At 64.9% G+C, this 16,036-nt stretch carries 13 protein-coding genes, 3 tRNA genes and 1 other RNA gene; 10 read left to right on the forward strand and 7 right to left on the reverse strand.

Annotation, left to right across the window (positions count from 1 at the left end; all coding sequences use genetic code 11):
- From FJZ36_04890 to FJZ36_04900, 3 genes are all read left to right on the forward strand, one after another.
- Positions 1-622 (forward strand): anhydro-N-acetylmuramic acid kinase (locus tag FJZ36_04890; GenBank protein MBM3214235.1); only part of this gene is annotated, 622 nt, incomplete at its 5' end.
- Positions 623-658: 36 nt separating this feature from the next.
- Positions 659-733: transfer RNA gene (locus FJZ36_04895), tRNA-Glu, on the forward strand.
- Positions 734-841: 108 nt separating this feature from the next.
- Complete coding sequence (locus tag FJZ36_04900; GenBank protein MBM3214236.1) at positions 842-2,278, forward strand: O-antigen ligase family protein; 1,437 nt, start codon at positions 842-844, stop codon at positions 2,276-2,278.
- On the opposite strand, the gene murA is transcribed toward FJZ36_04900, so the two are convergent.
- From murA to FJZ36_04930, 6 genes are all read right to left on the reverse strand, one after another.
- On the reverse strand, positions 2,275-3,540 hold the full coding sequence (gene murA / locus FJZ36_04905; protein ID MBM3214237.1) for a UDP-N-acetylglucosamine 1-carboxyvinyltransferase: 1,266 nt from the start codon (positions 3,538-3,540) through the stop codon (positions 2,275-2,277). The two genes, FJZ36_04900 and murA, sit on opposite strands and share 4 nt — an antisense overlap.
- A 72-nt stretch (positions 3,541-3,612) precedes the next feature.
- Positions 3,613-4,509, reverse strand: a complete 897-nt coding sequence (gene prmC, locus FJZ36_04910; GenBank protein ID MBM3214238.1) for a peptide chain release factor N(5)-glutamine methyltransferase — start codon at positions 4,507-4,509, stop codon at positions 3,613-3,615.
- 241 nt (positions 4,510-4,750) lie between these two features.
- Entirely contained in the window at positions 4,751-6,958 is a 2,208-nt protein-coding gene (locus FJZ36_04915) for a tetratricopeptide repeat protein (GenBank protein ID MBM3214239.1), read from the reverse strand.
- Between the two features lie 17 nt (positions 6,959-6,975).
- The gene (locus FJZ36_04920; GenBank protein ID MBM3214240.1) at positions 6,976-7,890 is read right to left on the reverse strand and encodes a hypothetical protein; all 915 of its coding nucleotides are present in this window, start codon (positions 7,888-7,890) and stop codon (positions 6,976-6,978) included.
- Between the two features lie 104 nt (positions 7,891-7,994).
- A tRNA-Asp gene (locus FJZ36_04925) sits at positions 7,995-8,073 on the reverse strand.
- A 21-nt stretch (positions 8,074-8,094) separates the two neighbouring features.
- Positions 8,095-8,169 (reverse strand) — tRNA-Val (locus FJZ36_04930).
- A 203-nt stretch (positions 8,170-8,372) separates the two neighbouring features.
- Between FJZ36_04930 and FJZ36_04935 the strand changes: the two genes are divergently transcribed.
- From FJZ36_04935 to FJZ36_04955, 5 genes are all read left to right on the forward strand, one after another.
- Entirely contained in the window at positions 8,373-8,864 is a 492-nt protein-coding gene (locus tag FJZ36_04935; GenBank protein ID MBM3214241.1) for a transposase family protein, read from the forward strand.
- 87 nt (positions 8,865-8,951) lie between these two features.
- Positions 8,952-9,305, forward strand: a transfer-messenger RNA (tmRNA) gene (gene ssrA / locus FJZ36_04940).
- Between the two features lie 171 nt (positions 9,306-9,476).
- Positions 9,477-10,061 (forward strand): DUF1449 family protein, encoded by a 585-nt coding sequence (locus FJZ36_04945; protein MBM3214242.1) that lies wholly within the window; start codon positions 9,477-9,479, stop codon positions 10,059-10,061.
- Positions 10,062-10,700 (forward strand): GNAT family N-acetyltransferase, encoded by a 639-nt coding sequence (locus FJZ36_04950; protein MBM3214243.1) that lies wholly within the window; start codon positions 10,062-10,064, stop codon positions 10,698-10,700. It abuts the gene before it with no gap.
- A 74-nt stretch (positions 10,701-10,774) separates the two neighbouring features.
- Entirely contained in the window at positions 10,775-11,710 is a 936-nt protein-coding gene (locus FJZ36_04955; protein MBM3214244.1) for an SDR family oxidoreductase, read from the forward strand.
- Positions 11,711-11,727: 17 nt separating this feature from the next.
- On the opposite strand, the gene FJZ36_04960 is transcribed toward FJZ36_04955, so the two are convergent.
- Positions 11,728-14,325 carry a glycosyltransferase family 1 protein gene (locus FJZ36_04960; protein MBM3214245.1) on the reverse strand — a complete coding sequence of 866 codons (2,598 nt, stop codon included), beginning with the start codon at positions 14,323-14,325 and terminating at the stop codon, positions 11,728-11,730.
- Here FJZ36_04960 and FJZ36_04965 point away from each other — a divergent pair.
- Together FJZ36_04965 and FJZ36_04970 are read left to right on the forward strand one after the other, a co-directional pair.
- On the forward strand, positions 14,262-14,972 hold the full coding sequence (locus tag FJZ36_04965) for an Rrf2 family transcriptional regulator (protein ID MBM3214246.1): 711 nt from the start codon (positions 14,262-14,264) through the stop codon (positions 14,970-14,972). The two genes, FJZ36_04960 and FJZ36_04965, sit on opposite strands and share 64 nt — an antisense overlap.
- Before the next feature lie 12 nt (positions 14,973-14,984).
- A complete protein-coding gene (locus tag FJZ36_04970; protein MBM3214247.1) occupies positions 14,985-16,034 on the forward strand; it encodes a hypothetical protein in 1,050 nt (349 codons plus the stop codon).
- Positions 16,035-16,036: the final 2 nt, after the last annotated feature.

The raw sequence follows: 16,036 nt of genomic DNA on the forward strand, positions 1-16,036 counted from the left end.
CGCGTTCGACACCGGACCCGGGAACTGCCTGATCGATGCGACTGTCTCCGCCGTGACCGGCGGCAGTCAGACGTTCGACCTCGACGGAGCCATCGCGAAGTCGGGACGAGCCAGTGACGAGATCGTGGCGTCACGGCTTGGCGACGCGTACTTCGCGCTGGCTCCCCCGAAGAGCACCGGACGAGAGCTGTTCAGCGCGGACTATGCGAATGCCATCATCGAGGAGGGACGTCGCCGAAGCCTGTCGGATGCCGATCTCGTGGCGACGGTCACGGAACTGACAGCGCGATCGATCGCCGACGCGTATCGCCGGTTCTTGGCGCATCGAGGCTCGATCGATGAGGTGTACGTCGCCGGCGGAGGGGCGAGGAACCCCGAGCTCATGCACCGACTGCGAATCGCCCTCATCGACAGCGGGATCGTCGCCGATGCCCAGAGCCCCTCGGACATCGGAATCCGATCCGAGTCGAAGGAAGCGGTTGCGTTCGCCGTCCTCGCGCGAGAGACGCTGCGCGGCGTGCCGTCTAACCTTCCAGGTGTCACCGGGGCGTCCTTCCCCGTGGTCCTCGGATCGGTGACGCCGCCGCAGCGCAGAGACAGGACGGGGTGGCGAACATCTTGACACCGGCTGCGAAGGCCTCCATAATAGGGGCGTTGAGGCGCTATCGTCTAGGGGTTAGGACGGGTGGTTCTCAGCCATCAAACCGGGGTTCGAATCCCCGTAGCGCTACCATTTCTCACGACTCCGAGACGCCCCAGGCGCGATCTCGACAGCGCGATGGGGCGTCTTGCCGTACGGTGAGTCGACGCCACCCCGCGCGCACTCAGAGAGCGCGCCGACATGCCACACACTTCGGGTCCTATCGACGCTCCTGACGACGGTCGAGCCTCGCGATGGGGAGCTCGACTCCCCACAGCGGTGGTCTGGTCGGCGACCATCGGTTGCGCCCTCGCCATCGGTGTCGCGGCGGGCAGGAACGCGACGACGCTGGTCCTCCCAGGGCTGGTCGCGGCGCTCGTCTGCCTGATCGCCGTCGTCGCTCCACACGCGTGTCTGCATCTGCTGGCGGTCGGTCTGCCCTTCTCGTTCCGATTCCTGCTGCCGAACCGCTCCGAGGTACAGGTTCCGTCCGAGCCGCTCATCGCCGCTCTGGTCGCGGCGCTGGTCTTGGATGCCCTTGCAGCGCGGGCACGACACAACCGGTCGGACCCCTTTCCACTGCGAGCCCCCGTCACTGCATTCGTCGTCGCCGTGCTGTTGTCGATGATCCCAGCGGCGTTCTCGATGGGGGCCGTCAAGGGAGGAGCTCGATCCGTCGCGTACACGCTGGTACCGTTCGTCGTCTGGTCGCTGCTGCGCGACCGCGCGGCGTTTCTGCGCGTCGTGCGCTTGTCTTACGCGGCTGGTGTCATCGCGGCTATCGCGATGATCGCCCTGCTGTCAGGTAGACTTGGCGACTTGGCGCACACGACGGCGTACGTCGGTTCTCTGTTCACCAACTACGCCGTGTACGGCGGCTACTTGACCGTGTTCCTGCTGCCGCTCCTGTCGCGGACGTTGTACGATTCGAGCGCGCGTCTCGCGGTTCCGCATCACGCGTTGCTGGCGGTCTTCGGCATGGCGATGCTCCTGTGTCTCTCTCGAGGGGCGTGGGTGTCGCTGCTGGGCGGGATGGGCTATCTGTTGGCTCAGAGATCGAGAGCCGTGCGAACCCGTAAGTGGGCGATCATCGCCGTGGGAGTCGCCGGCTTGGTGCTGCTCTTGGCGGTGCCAGGAGTCTACTCGTCGATCATGTCTCGCGCCTCGACGGTGCTGGACATGGACTACGCCTCGAACCGCACGCGCCTGCTGCGATGGGGCCACGCGCTCATGATGTTCGCGCAGAATCCGATCCTGGGCGGCGGCTTCGGCGCGTTCGCGCAGCAATACGAGAACGAGTCCTTCCTGGGAGAAAACGCGCGGTTCCAGCTAGGCGCGCATTCGGAGCACCTTCAAGTGCTCGCGGAGATGGGCGCGGTCGGGTTCCTATCCTGGATCTGGCTCTTGACGGCGTTCTTCGTCTACGGTCATCGGCTCCAGAAGCGGCTCACCGACACGTTCTGGCGGTCTGCCGTGCTGGGGATCCTCGCCTACGAGGCGGCGTTCGTCGTCCACTTCGTCGTCGGCAACTTCCTCGCAGGCGACCGCCTCTCCGTCCCGTTCTGGTTCGGGATCGGGGCGCTGCCGGTCATCGAGCGCATCGCACGTCAGGAGTCGGCGTCCGAACCGGGCTCCTAGTCGGCGACGCGTCGGATGTCCGCCCCCACGGACGAGAGCTTGTGCTCGATCCGCTCGTAGCCACGATCGATGTGGTAGACCCGCGAGACGACCGTCTCTCCCTGCGCCGCCAACGCTGCCAACACGAGCACGACGCCAGCCCGCAGATCCGATGCCATCACGGGCGCGCCGCTCAGCGAACGGACGCCGGACACGAGTGCCGCGTTGTCGTCCAGAGCGATCTGCGCACCCATACGCTGGAGCTCCGGCACGTGCATAAACCGCTCGATGTAGATGTTCTCGGTGATGCGGCTCGTGCCCTGCGCGAGACACATCAAGCCCATGAACTGCGCCTGCATGTCCGTTGGGAACCCGGGATAAGTCTCCGTGCTGACATCGACCGAACGAATGCCGTTCGGGACCGTCACGCGGCAGTCCTTTCCGTCCCAGTCGAGCCATACATCCGCTTCGGTGAGCTTTCCCAGAACGCTCGACAGGTGCTGCCGACGCGCGCCGCGAACGCGGATATCGCCGCGAGTGATCGCGCCGGCGAGCAGGAAGGTTCCCGCCTCGATCCGGTCCGGGATGATCGTGTACTCGACGCCCTTGAGAGACGGGACGCCTTCGACCACGAGCGTGTTCGTGCCGGCTCCGGTGATGCGCGCTCCCATGGCGTTGAGGAAATCGGCGAGATCGACGATTTCGGGCTCCGCTGCGGCGTCATGGATCGTCGAGGTCCCTTCGGCGAGAACCGCTGCCATGAGCACGTTCGCTGTCGCGCCGACGGACGTGCCGTGCGGGCCCATCAGCGACATCTCGGCGCCGCGCAGACGACCCGCCTCGGCGATGATGAAACCGTGTTCCACCCGAACCGTCGCGCCTAGGGCCTCCATGCCTCGCAGGTGAAGATCGACGGGACGGGGTCCGAACGCGCATCCTCCGGGGAAGGAGACTCGCGCCTGTCCGAACCGCGCCAGCAATGGGCCCAAGACGTAGATCGACGCGCGCATCTTGCGCACCAGGTCGTAGGGAGCCTCGATGCCCAGCGAATCGCTGGCGCCGATTGAGAGCGAGCCATCGTGGTAGGAGGTACGGACGCCGAGATGCTCGAGAACGCCGCAGAGCGTCTCGATGTCTTTGAGATCGGGAACCCCGTGGATGCGGCTGTCCGTCGTGCCGAGGATGCCGGCGGCGACGGCGACCGGAAGTGCGGCGTTCTTCGAGCCGCTGACCTCGAGGACGCCTTCGAGAGGAATGCCGCCGTTGATGACGAATCGGTCCATCGGAGTGCTCCTGGATCGGTGCGAACGCGAGGCAGTTGGGAGAACGCTGTGCGAAGCGCGCGTTCAGTCGGCTCAGTCGTCGGATCGACGCGCGACGACGACCCGCTCAACCCCTGCCAGGTCCTTGACGGTCGCCACATCGACGAATGCCTGAGTCGCGCGGACCATCTCGACGACAAGGCTGGATTGACCCGCGCCAACCTCGAGTGCCAGCCAGCCGCCGCCAACGATGCGCGCTGGCGTTTTTTCGACCAGACGCCTCAGCAAGCACAAGCCGTCAGCGCCGCCGTCCAGCGCAAGCCTGGGCTCGTGCTCGGCGATCTCCGGCTCGAGGTCGGCGCAGTCAGCGCTTGGGATATAAGGTAAGTTCGACACGACAGCCGTGAAGGTTTCACGCGGATGGAGCGCGCCGAACAGGTCGCCGCATCGGAAGGCGATGCGCGATTCGACGCCATGCCGCGAGGCGTTCTTGCGAGCCACCGCGAGCGCGCCTGCGGAAATGTCCGCGGCGACCGCTTCCATGCGGTCGGGTCCGATCTCGCGCGCGATGGCGATGACTATGGCTCCGCTGCCAGTGCCAACGTCGAGCACTCGGATCGGCGCTCCGGCAGGACGCTTCTGCAGACAACCGACCACGGTTTCGACCAGCGTCTCCGTGTCGGGTCGAGGAACGAGGACGTCGCGCGTGACCCAGAACGGCAGCCCCCAGAACTCCTTCTCGCCGACGATGTAGGCAACGGGTTCTCTCGCGGCGCGACGGCGCACGAGCTCTCGGTACACGTCGAGCACATCGGCAGGCACGATCTGCTGGAACCCGACGTAGAGGTCCATCCGGCTCTTGCCTGAGGCATGCGCGAGCAGCAACTCGGCGTCCAGCCGAGGCGTCGAGACGCCCCGCTGTCCGAGATACTCACTGACGGACCCGATCAGCTCGAGCGTCCGCCATTGCCGATCAGCGCGGTCGGTCATCGAGCCACGTCCTCCAGGTCTCGTCACGGGCGGGCGCTGGGTTGGGCGTCCGAGTTCTTAGGCTCCGTGCGAGATGTCGGCAGACTGAGTGGTTCATTTCGAAAACCGGTTACGATTCGTAGGGGCGACCCGACAGGTCGCCTTCGTCGTGAAACGGGCGACGCCCCGCGTCGCCCCTGCTCCACGCCGTCCGTTGATTCGGCGGATATCTACACGACCGACCACTGAGACGGTCCAGGGTTCAACGCCCACCCAGGTAGGTGATCCGCTCGCGCGCGATCTCGGCGTGGTTCCCGTCTGGATCGAGCGCGATGAGCTGATGCCATCGCTCCAAAGCGCCCCCGATGTCGCCGGATGCCTCCAGAGCCAACGCCAGGTTGTACAGCGCGAGCTCCGAACGTGGATCGAGGCTGACGGCTCTTGTCAGGTACGGGAGCCCTTCGTCAGACCGTCCGATGTTGTGCAAGCCGTAACCATAGTTCATCAGCGCTTCTGGATCGTCCGGGGCGAGCTCGACGGCTCGCCCCAGCGCATCTAGCGCCTCGGAGCGTACCGCGCCCTCGCCATGCCGCAGACCGAGGAAACCGAAGTCCTTGAGCACTTCAACATCGTCGGGAGCGCCCTTCACTGCCCGTCGAAGCATTTCGAGAGCGCGGGTTCCTTGATCGGAGTTGGCGTAGACATCCGCGAGGTACAGAAGCCCCTCGATCCCCATGAAGCCGAGCTCGTCAGCCCGCTCGAACGCGCGCGTCGCCTCTGCCGTGGAAGACTGGCGTTTGTAGGCGACTCCGAGCGCGTAGTGCGCGCCGCCGAGGCTCGGATCCAATGCGACGGCGCGGCTCAGATGCTTGAGGGCGTCTTCTGGGTCGTAGAGCCGCACGAACCCCGTGTTTCCCATCGTGAAGTTGAGGAGGAAGACGCCCCATCGATAGTAGAGCTTCGCGTTCGTCGCGTCGAGCTCGGACGCCTCCTGATAGAGCCGCAGGGCTTTCAACTGCCCCAGGTCGTCGTAGATGGTTCCCAGACGGAACCGCCATTCGGCATTGCTGGGAACCAGGGCGACCGCTCGTTCGTACGCGCCAGCCGCTTCACGCAGATGAGCCCGCCATGCGTCCTTGTCGCCGGCATCGCGCGCCGCTTTCGCGAGCTGGACCAGACCGTCGCCGAGTTCCGCCTCCTTCTGCGGCATGTCGGGGGATGTCGCCAAGAGCTGTCGCGTCGTCTCGACGTACGCTTCCGTGTTTCCTTCGCGTCGATAGACCTCCGACAAGGGAGCCAAGACGCTCGGATCCGCGTCTGCGCCGGCGCTGGCGGCAGCGGCTTTGAGCTCTTCCGCAGCCTGCTCCGGGGCTTCTTGCGAAAGCAGAACCGCCAGTTCGGCTCGTGCAGCGGCGTTCGACGGATCGGCTGCCTTGGCGAGTTCGAATCGGCGTCGAGCGGCGGCTCGGTCGCCGGTCTTGAGGAGGAGCTTGCCGACGAACAGCTGCAGATGGGCGTTGCCGGGTTCTCTCTCCAGGGCTCGCTCCAGCGTCGGCAGCGCCTTGAGTGTGGTTGAGCCCTTCAGCTCCTCGACGACATCGGCGTACCGCTTGTCGAGCGCCAACGCGCTCCGTATCGACAGGATCGCGTACCGACCGTTGTCGTTATCCAGGAATATGTTCGCCAACTCGTAACGGGACCTGGCGTTGTCGGGATCGTACGTCCGCGCGCGGCGGTACATGTCCACCGCCTTGTCCGACTCGTTCTGGTGAGCGTAGATTTTGCCCAGCGCGTAGTAGATCGCAGGCGACCGCTGCCGATGACGTAGCGCGATCCCGAGGTGTTCAGCCGACTCGTCGTACCGTCCCTTGATGCGCAGCACTTCCGCCAGTCGCAAGCGAGAATCCACGTCGTCGGGCTCGTGGTCGAGAATCTCGCCGAGGACCACCTCCGCCTGTGTATAGTCCCGGCTCTGTAGATGGACGTTCGCCGCGATATGGCGCGCTTCGGCGTCGTACGTCGGCTCGTCATCCGACGCCATCGCCGGGTCGAGCAGGGGTCTCAGAGTCTCCAACGCTGTCGCGCTGTCGCGCAGCGCGTAAGCGGCTTCGGCGACCCGTCGTCGGGCTTCGGCGTCTCCCGGTAGGAGAGCCATCGCCGCTTGCAGATGCTCGAGCGCCTGCTCCATCTGGCTCGTAGTCACGCCCGGAGTTGACAGACGTCGGAGCAACTCACCGTATCCATATCGAGCCAGCGCGTCGTCAGATGATGCATCGACGCGGCTCTGGAGGTACGCCAGCGCCTCGGATGCCTGGCTTGCCTTCGTGATACGGTCGAGCGCCGCACGGTAGCCGGCGCACGTTTGGGCGGTCTCGGCGAACGCCTGAGCGACGCTCATCGACGCCGCCTCGGACGCCTTTCCCGCCGCCAGCATAAGCAGTACCGCTGCCGCCACTGCGACGCGTCCCATCGCACTTCCTCGGATTCCTATCGACCCGTCCGCCTCGTACGAGACGAACGATGTTCGTCGCCTTCGGTTGACGTGTCGCCCGGAAGCTGGAACACGCTCGTGCCCCGGCCTCGCCTCAGCGAGCTCCCTTGAGCGTAGGCTTCCAGTGCGCCGAAGATTGCCTCGTGAGTCAGTGCCTCCCACGGGTGGATCGTGGCGTAGAGCGACGAAAACGCTTCGATGGCGGCGGTCGGTCCCAACGTGGTCAACAGCCTTCCGATACTCTCACGGAGCCATCCCTCCAGGTCGTCGTATACGCGCGAGGCGTCCAGCCGCACGGGCGGCTTGGAGGTCGGGACCCACTGACCGGATTGCCGCTTGAACCGCGCCCGACCCCAACTGCGGGGCTCACGGGCGGGCTCACCGATCTGAATGATCTCCCGATCCAGGAGGATGTACTCGACCACATCCATGGGGAGCCCGTGATGGAACCGCACGATGTCTTCGGTTTCGCGGACGTAGTGGGTTCCGATTTCCGCGTCTCGCCGGTCGATGACGACGACGACCATCCCGGAGCCTGCTCCGTACAGGCGCGACCTGCCACGCGTGTACCCATGGGCGATCCGCGGCTCGAACGTCGTCCAGAGCCCACCCTTGCTGAACAAGCCGTGCTCCGCGATACGCTCTGCGCGTTCCCCGGTCGTGCCGTGCCACAGGACCCATGCGTCGGAACCGAGCTCGGCGTAGCGGGCGCTGCCAGAGACGCCGTGCATGGTCGCCCACAGGTTCAGGTCCGCTACGCCGGCGATTTGTCGACGAGTGCTGAAAGCCAGAGCCCCCAGAGTCGCGTTCCAGGAGGTCTTTCCACGCGGCAGGTAGTCTAGATCGCCGAACCCGTCGCGAGCCGCGTGCCGGTTCTTCTGCCATATGGTCGGGTTGTCCGCGACGTGCACGGGAGTGCCCTTTCGCGACTTCGAGACGTGCGTGCGCCTCGTCCTGAAGGTAGCGTCGCAGAACGATGGGGTGCAACGAGGGTCGTCGGTCGGGGTGGCGGGGATGGCGGACCTGACGGGATTTGAACCCGCGATCTTCTGCGTGACAGGCAGATGTGTTAGGCCAGGCTACACCACAGGTCCGCAAGCGCCTGAATCGGGAAGTGGTGAGCGGAACAGGATTTGAACCTGTGACCTACGGTTTGTAAGACCGCCGCTCTACCCCTGAGCTACCCGCTCGTACCGTGGCGTGCGCCCCGGTTCCCGAATGCCAGTATGAAGTGTAGTCGGCTCGACTTGGGGTGTCAAGCGAATCGCAGCGTTCGGGACGGCCATTTCCTGAATGGGAGGGACGGCGGCATCATGATGATTACTGGTCTCCATAGGAGTCATCATGATGGAATCGCTGCCGTCCCTCGCGTTCATGCGATCTCGGGTTCCCGATGCGCCAGCAGTCGAAAGTCACTCATTCGCTCCCGTCGTTGCTGCTTCACGCGATCATGGCAACGTTGTGCGGATGTCGTGGTCCGACGGCGATGGCTCAGTGGGGTCGCCTTCACCCGGAACTGGTCCGCGAGATGGCGTATCCGAGCGGCACGATGCCGTGCGCAGCGACGTTCTGCCGTGTCTTTGCCCGTCTGGACTGGCACAGCCTTGTCACAGCGATGGGGGAATGGGCGGAAGCATGGCTGCAGCGAGAAGAGCCTGCCGCCGAGCGTTCCCTCGAGCGTTCCTCGGTGCTGCAAGGATTGGCTGTCGATGGCAAGACGCTTCGGGGAAGCCGCAAGCGCGGAGGCAAGGACTGCCATACGTTGACGACGCTGACCCATGGGCTAGGTCTGACGCTAGGTGAATCTGCGGTGGATGATCGGACCAATGAGATACCCGTGGCTGTGGCTCTACTGCAACGATGGCTAGGGATCTGTCGCTCGTGAAATGGCCGTGCGCGTTCGTTCTTGTAATGGGTCAACGGGCGCGGTATCATCTCCGGTGAGAGCTCCCGAATAGGGCTCCTCCGGTGTGGGGGCGTACCGGTTTCGACGGGAGTGTAGGTCGGGCAGGTTGCGTGTCGAGGTCTCCGCAGGCCTCGTTAAACAGGCGGAAACATTACAACTGCCAATACCGAACTGGCACTCGCAGCCTAGATAGGCTGCCGTCCGGCGCTGAAGCGCCTACCGGAGGCGACCCGGGCGACGCATTCGTAGGCTAGGTGACACGGCGATGTCCCGACGTCATGTCACGACAACTCAGGGACTGGCGGCACGACTCCCCGCCCACGGGGACACGTCGCCGCGAGAACCAAACGTGGGAAACACACGTAGTGACCCGTTCGGCGACGCTTTCGGACGCGAGTTCGACTCTCGCCGCCTCCACCATCCCCCTTCGCAGCGGCTCGACAGGTTCCGGTGTCGTGCCGCAGCGAGTATGTGAGGATTCTCCCGAATCCCATTGAACGCGACTCCCAAGACGGCTATTCTCGGGCTCGTATCCGATGTGGGCGAGCACGCCCGCGGGGGCAAGCGTCTGTGGACTTCCTGAAGGAATTGATGCGACCAGCCGAACTCGTGTACGTGGTGCCGATCGCGATCGCCGCCATGCTCGTGATCCTGCGCCGCGTAGGGTTCGAGGTCGACATCATGGGCGCTTTGGACACGCTCGGCGGACCCAACGGCAAGGGCAGTTGGTTCGCATCCGTGCGCCGCCGTCTGTTCCCTACCGGCGGCATGTTGGTTCTGCGAGGGGCGCTGTTCGCGTTCGGATGGGCGACTACAGGTATTGGGCTCAATCACGGTCTGGGTGAGATCCATACTCCGTGGTTCCACGTGCTGATCTTCGCGCTCGCTTGCACCATCGGGTTCTGGTCCGCATGGATCGGTTCCCGCGTGTTCTTCCTCTTCCTACCCAGCGAGCAGAAGACGACCTCGCTGGAGGACTTTGTCGGCGGAACCGCGACGGTCATCAGCGAGCGGATCGACGGCGACCACGGTCGGGCGAGGATCGTCGACGAGCGACGTAACACGGTCACCGTCTACTGCCGGCACGTCGGCGAAGGAGAGTCGCCGAAGCTGGGCGAAGCCGTGAAGCTCGTGCGCTACGATCCGAGCCAACGCGTGTTCGACGTGATCCGATAGATGCGTCTTTCGCGCCGGTTGTCTGCGAGTCGGGACGCTGGCTTGCGATGGGATGTTCTAGGCGTCGAAGCGTGCCGCACTCAGGCGGCGTCAGGGAGGCATATGCCGGGTCAACTCCGAATGGAGCGGACGCACTACGAAGGGATCGCTCCAATCGAGCCTCCGCCGGGACATGGACTCCGCACGTATGAGCCCGGCGACGAGGAACACTGGGCGCGCATCGTCAACAGCGTCGAGTCGCTCGGACGGTGGGACGTGGACAGCACCCGGCGCGACCTGACCGGCAAGCCGCAGTTCGATCCGAAGGGTCTCTTCTTCGCGACGGCGGATGATGTGCCAGTCGCGACTGCGTGCGCATGGCGCGATACTCCTGGCGACACGGCACGAGGGCAGCTCCATATGGTGGCGGCGGACCCGGCGCATCGCGGCAAGGGGCTCGGCGCGCTAGTTAGCCGGGCAGTGCTGCGCTACTTCGAGGCGCACGGAGTTCGGGAAGTCTACCTGTTCACAGACGACTTCCGCCTTCCGGCGGTCAAGACCTACCTGGACATGGGATTTCAGCCGCTGTACCCGGAAGCGGATCACCACGAGCGCTGGCGGCGGCTCTACGACGTGTTGGGATACGCGCCGAAGCCGTAGGCAGCGACCGTTGCGGTTCCCGTGGAGCGTGTCGGGTTCGGCTGGTTCCCAGTGCGATGCGGAGGACAATCCCGATGGCGGACAAGCGCATCGTGATCGCAGGCGGCGCCGGCTTCTTGGGCTCCCATCTATGCGATCTGTTCCTGTCGAGAGGGTTCCGCGTCACGAGCGTGGACAGCTTCGTGACGGGGAGCCCACGCAACATCGAGCACCTTCGGGACCACGCGCGATTCGAGTCCATCGGAGCGGATATCGTCGAGCCGGTCGCGGTAGACGGCGATGTGGACTACGTTCTCAACTTCGCCAGCCCTGCCAGCCCGCCCGATTTCGCCCGGATTCCGCTGGAGATCCTGCGCGTCGGCGCGTGGGGCACGTACCACCTGCTGGAACTGGCGCGCGACAAGGGCGCCGTGTTCATGCAGGCGTCCACGTCCGAGGTCTACGGCGATCCCAACGTGTCGCCGCAGCCGGAAACCTACTGGGGCAACGTGAATCCGGTGGGTCCACGGAGCGTCTACGACGAGGCGAAACGCTTCGGCGAGGCGATGACAATGGCGTACCACCGGACGCACGGGCTTCAGACTCGCATTCTGCGCATCTTCAACACCTATGGACCCCGTATGCGACCCGACGACGGGCGCGCGATCCCGAACTTCATCGCCCAAGCGCTGCGCGGCGACGACATCACCGTATACGGCGACGGTTCCCAGACGCGGAGCTTCTGCTACGTGGACGACGAGGCGGAGGGCATCTACCGGCTGCTGATGTCCGACGTGACCGATCCCGTAAACATCGGGAACCCAACCGAATCGACGATCCTCGAGTTGGCGGCGGCGATCATCGAGTTGACGGGCAGCCGGAGTCGGATCGTCCATCGCGAACTGCCGCAAGACGACCCGAAGCAGCGGTGTCCCGACATCGCTCGGGCGCGCACGCTGCTCGGATGGGAGCCCAAAACGGCTTTGCGCGAAGGAATCGCAGCGACGGTCAAGTACTTCCGCAGCCTGTAGCGCGAAGGGCGGCTCGGCTAGACCGGAAGCTCTTCACCCGCCCAGCGTACCAGACCCAGTTCCAGGGGATGGCTCAGGTCGGGATGCGTCGGCAGTAGCCGGACGGTGATGCCGACGTGCCCGCTCAGATTGCAGACGAAACTGCCCTCGAAGGCGACGAGACTTCCCGACGCCGCGACCGACCGGAGCTCGGTGTAGGTCACCGCGTCGAGCGGGGCGCTGATGTCGCTGAGGTTGAGCAAGCCGACGGCGACCTGCGCCGTGACGTCCGAGGGTTGGAGCCCGTCGAGCTCCGCCTGGACCCGTATCCGCACCGGCGTGCCGGCGACGACCGTCTCTCCCGCGTCGGTTTCCACGCTCTTGATGACGACCTTCTGCCACTGCGTGCGGACGCGATCCTTCCATTCGCCCAGCGCGCGAGCGCGGCGCTGGTTGTGGGCTGTCAGCTCCGATGTTCGCGCAGCCGCAGGCAGGTAGGCGTCCTTGGTGTAGTCCATCACCATGCGGTGCGTGTTGAACCGGGGCGCCAGCAGGCGGATGCTTCGCTTCATCCTGCCGACCCACTCGCGAGGGATGTCGTCGGCTCCGCGTTCGTAGAACAGCGGGACGATCTCGCGTTCGAGGACCGAGTAGAGCGCAGCGGAGTCCAGTTCAGCCGCCTCGTTCTCGTCGCGCTTCTCGGAGCCGCCGTTCCCGATCGCCCATCCGATCTCGCCGAGACCCGCATCCTCCGTGTCGCCGTATGCCTCGTCCCACCACCCGTCGAGGATGCTCGCGTTGAGCACGCCGTTGAAGGCGGCTTTCATACCGCTCGTGCCGCTGGCTTCGTGGGGTCGCAGCGGCGTGTTCAGCCACACGTCCACGCCCGCGACCAACAGGCTCGCGAGGTGCATGTCGTAGTCCTCGAGGAACACGATGTGGTGGCGCACCTCTGGACGCTGCGCGAACTGCGCGAACTCGCGGATGATGTCCTTGCCAGGCTGATCGTCGGGATGCGATTTCCCAGCGAACAGGAGTTGCACGGGACGCGATGGGTTCGTGAGGATCGCGATGAGACGCTCCGGGTTCCGCAGGATCAGCGTGGCGCGCTTGTAGGCGGCGAACCGGCGCGCGAATCCGATGGTGAGCGTCGAGGGATCCAAGACCTCCGAGGCGGCGCGGAGTTCGCTCGCGCTGGCGTAGCGCATGGAGAGTTGCCGTTCGAGTCGCTTGCGAGCAGCCCCGACGAGGCGCTCGCGCGAGCGCTCATGAGCGCGCCAGAGCTCGGGCGCAGGGATCTCGTCAACGCGTGACCATACGGAATGGTCGGCGGGTTCGGTGCGCCATCGCGGATCGAGGTAGGTGTCGTAGACGTCCGCCATCTCGTCGGAGACCCACGTCGCGACGTGTGTTCCGTTGGTGACATGGTAGATGGGCGTCTCCGCGAGCGGAACGCCTCGCCACACCTTCTCCCACATCTGCCGCGCGACTTCGCCGTGCAGGCGGCTGACGCCGTTTGCGTAGGTCGAGAACCGAAGGCACAGAACCGTCATCCCGAACTCGCCGACGCCGGCTTCTGCCTGACCCCAGTGGAGGAAGTCCTCCCATCGGATGCCGCACTCTCGGAGGTACGGCGCCAGATGGTTCTGGACGAGATCGACGGCGAACGTCTGATTGCCGGCCGGAACCGGAGTGTGCGTCGTGAACACGTTCGACGCCTGTACGATCTGGGTCGCCGTCGAGAGTGGGATCCCCCGAACGACGTACTGCCGCAGCCGTTCCACGACCAGAAACGCCGCGTGTCCCTCGTTGAGGTGGTAGACGGACGGACGTATGCCCATCGCCTCCAGGGCTCGGATGCCTCCCACGCCCAGCACCAGCAGTTGGGCGATCCGTCGCGAGGCGTCGCCGACGTAGAGGCGGTCGGTGATGCTTCGCAACTGGGGTGGGTTCGCCGCGATGTTCGTGTCTAGCAGGTAGAGCGATATGCGCCCGACATTCACGCGCCACACCTGAGCCCGCACGGTCTCGTCGCGGATCAGGACTTCGACGAGCAGCGGCTCGCCTCCCGGTTGGCGGACGATCTCCATCGGAAGCTGCGTCGCGTCCTTGAACGGGTAGCCCTCCATCTGGGCTCCGTCGTGCGACAGCCGCTGTTGGAAGTAGCCCCGATGGTAAAAGAGCCCGACCGCGACGAGCGGCACGCCGAGATCGCTGGCTGCCTTGAGGTGGTCGCCCGCGAGAACGCCCAGTCCTCCGGAGTAGATGCGGAACCAGGCGGTTAGCCCGTATTCGGCGCAGAAGTAGGCGATCTGAGGCTGGTGGCTCTCTCCCGGATGCGTTCGAGCGAACCAAGTGGGTTCCTCGAGGTATTGTCGCAGCGCAGCCACTTCGCGATCGACGCGGAAGATGAAGGAATCGTCATTGGCGCGCGCGGCGAGGGCTTCAGGGCTGAGGCGGCTCAAGAGCGCGACCGGATTGTGCTCGACCTGCTCCCAGAGGTCGGGATCGAGGGCGCGGAAGAGCTCAGCCGTCGTGTGGCTCCACGACCACCAGAGATTGTGAGCCAGCAATCGAAGCCCGTCGAGCTTGTCTGGAATCTGCGGGACGCTGCGAAACGAACGAAGCGGCTTCATGGGTCGGAGAGTGCCCTTTCGCGGTCGAACGTCGGTTCACGTCAGTCGGCGTGGCTATATTACCACATCGACCACAATCTCCTCGGAACCCCCTTGCGCGAAATGGGGTCGAGTGGTATATTCATACTAACGACTCCGATATCGGGTTTGGGCGCGGAGTCTACCGGAGGTTGGAAGTGATCTTCTCGCGGTCATGTGAGCACGGAATCAACGTCGTGCTCTACCTGGCGGTCAGCGGTCGCGAGGGATTTATCCCCGTGCGTACGCTTGCCCAAAGGTGCAGCATCCCATTTCACTTCCTCGGGAAGATCTGCGGGCAACTGACGCATAGCGGCATCCTCCAGTCGCACAAAGGTCCCAACGGCGGCGTCGCACTGGGACGACCGATGTCGGGCATCACCTTGCTGCAGGTCGTCGATGCCATCGACGGGCTGGAGCAGTTCGACGGCTGTGTGCTGGGTCTGGAACCGTGCAGTTGCGTGAATCCGTGTCCCGTCCATGAACACTGGGCTGCGATCAAGGCGAGTATCCAGACGATGCTCGCCTCCAAGACTCTCGACCAACTCGCCAGCGAGTTGGCACAAGGCAAGAAGACGTTGAAGACGTCGTTCGGTGGGGTTCCCAAAGGACGTTCCGTAGTCGTCTAGCGAGTTGGCGCGATGTCAGACAGCAATTCTCTGCGCGGGCTGAACCGTCTGTTTCATCAGTTCCCGATACCAGAGTCTTCGGTCGCCATTTGGGTGGAGAAGCGGTTCGTCGAAGTGCTGGTCGACGACGCCATCCATCGCCGGCGGGATCGCGGCGATGCCTCCGCCTATGACGCCTACCACGAAGAGGCGGACGCGATCTACGACATGCCCGCCGCATCTCGCGACGAAGCCTTTTCTGTGCTGCACGCGGCGTTCTTCGTCAAGCTGGGGCTGCATCAGCCGTTCGTGACGGTCGTGCGCGAGTTCCCGACCTGCCCAGGGCAGGCCGCCGCGCTGCTGGTCGCCCAGGTGCGTTCCGCGCAGGACGAGTCGGTCGATCTCGAGCGACGAAGCGGCGATGCCGCTCAGGCGCGCAACATCGGCGTTCGGATTCGAGCCGAGCGATTCGTCGATCTGCAGGGGCTGGCCCGCCACCTGCGTCAGGAGATGATGCCCGTCGCAGACCTCCTCGACCCCGCGTTCCAGTCCGACGTGCGTCCCAGTTGGCGCGTGCAGTCTCCGACAGAAGAGAACCTGCTCCGCGATCGGTATCGATCTCTGTGGTGCGTGAACATCAGCGGACGCCTGGAGCGACGCCAAGTCCAGGGAACCCAGACGCGGGCGATGGTGCGCGCCGAGTTCGACCGGTTGTTCCGCAGGCTGCCGGAGAACTCGCGCGACCGGGCATTCGAACGCCTCTGGGCGGCGGATTCGATCACGCACCCGGACCTCATGACGTTGTGTGCGAGTGTGAAGGCGCTGGGGTGGTATGCCGACGACGGGAGCATCGTGGCGTCGCCGGAAACCGCCGAGGCTGTCGTCGTGGAGCCCGTGGACGGGGCTCCGTGTCCGTTGTGCCGGTTCCCGACCTTCCGATGGGTCCTGCCCGGGGAGATGGTCGGGGAGCGCATGGAGGGCGTTGTCGCCCGGGTCCGTTCGCAATTCCGTGACTGGCGACCGGAACAGGGCATCTGTGAGCGATGTCTCGAACGCATGGAAATGGACGTGCTGGCTAGTTGACC

The sequence above is a fragment of the Candidatus Poribacteria bacterium genome, assembly GCA_016866785.1.
Taxonomy (GTDB): domain Bacteria; phylum Poribacteria; class WGA-4E.

Bases quoted from the DNA above. Each gene is read 5' to 3' on its own strand.
- FJZ36_04900 (MBM3214236.1), top strand. From the start codon at position 842: ATGCCACACACTTCGGGTCCTATCGACGCTCCTGACGACGGTCGAGCC.
- FJZ36_04970 (MBM3214247.1), top strand. From the start codon at position 14,985: ATGTCAGACAGCAATTCTCTGCGCGGGCTGAACCGTCTGTTTCATCAG.
- FJZ36_04955 (MBM3214244.1), top strand. From the start codon at position 10,775: ATGGCGGACAAGCGCATCGTGATCGCAGGCGGCGCCGGCTTCTTGGGC.
- FJZ36_04915 (MBM3214239.1), bottom strand. From the start codon at position 6,958: ATGGGACGCGTCGCAGTGGCGGCAGCGGTACTGCTTATGCTGGCGGCG.
- FJZ36_04960 (MBM3214245.1), bottom strand. From the start codon at position 14,325: ATGAAGCCGCTTCGTTCGTTTCGCAGCGTCCCGCAGATTCCAGACAAG.
- murA (MBM3214237.1), bottom strand. From the start codon at position 3,540: ATGGACCGATTCGTCATCAACGGCGGCATTCCTCTCGAAGGCGTCCTC.
- FJZ36_04935 (MBM3214241.1), top strand. From the start codon at position 8,373: ATGCGCCAGCAGTCGAAAGTCACTCATTCGCTCCCGTCGTTGCTGCTT.
- FJZ36_04950 (MBM3214243.1), top strand. From the start codon at position 10,062: ATGCGTCTTTCGCGCCGGTTGTCTGCGAGTCGGGACGCTGGCTTGCGA.
- prmC (MBM3214238.1), bottom strand. From the start codon at position 4,509: ATGACCGACCGCGCTGATCGGCAATGGCGGACGCTCGAGCTGATCGGG.
- FJZ36_04945 (MBM3214242.1), top strand. From the start codon at position 9,477: ATGCGACCAGCCGAACTCGTGTACGTGGTGCCGATCGCGATCGCCGCC.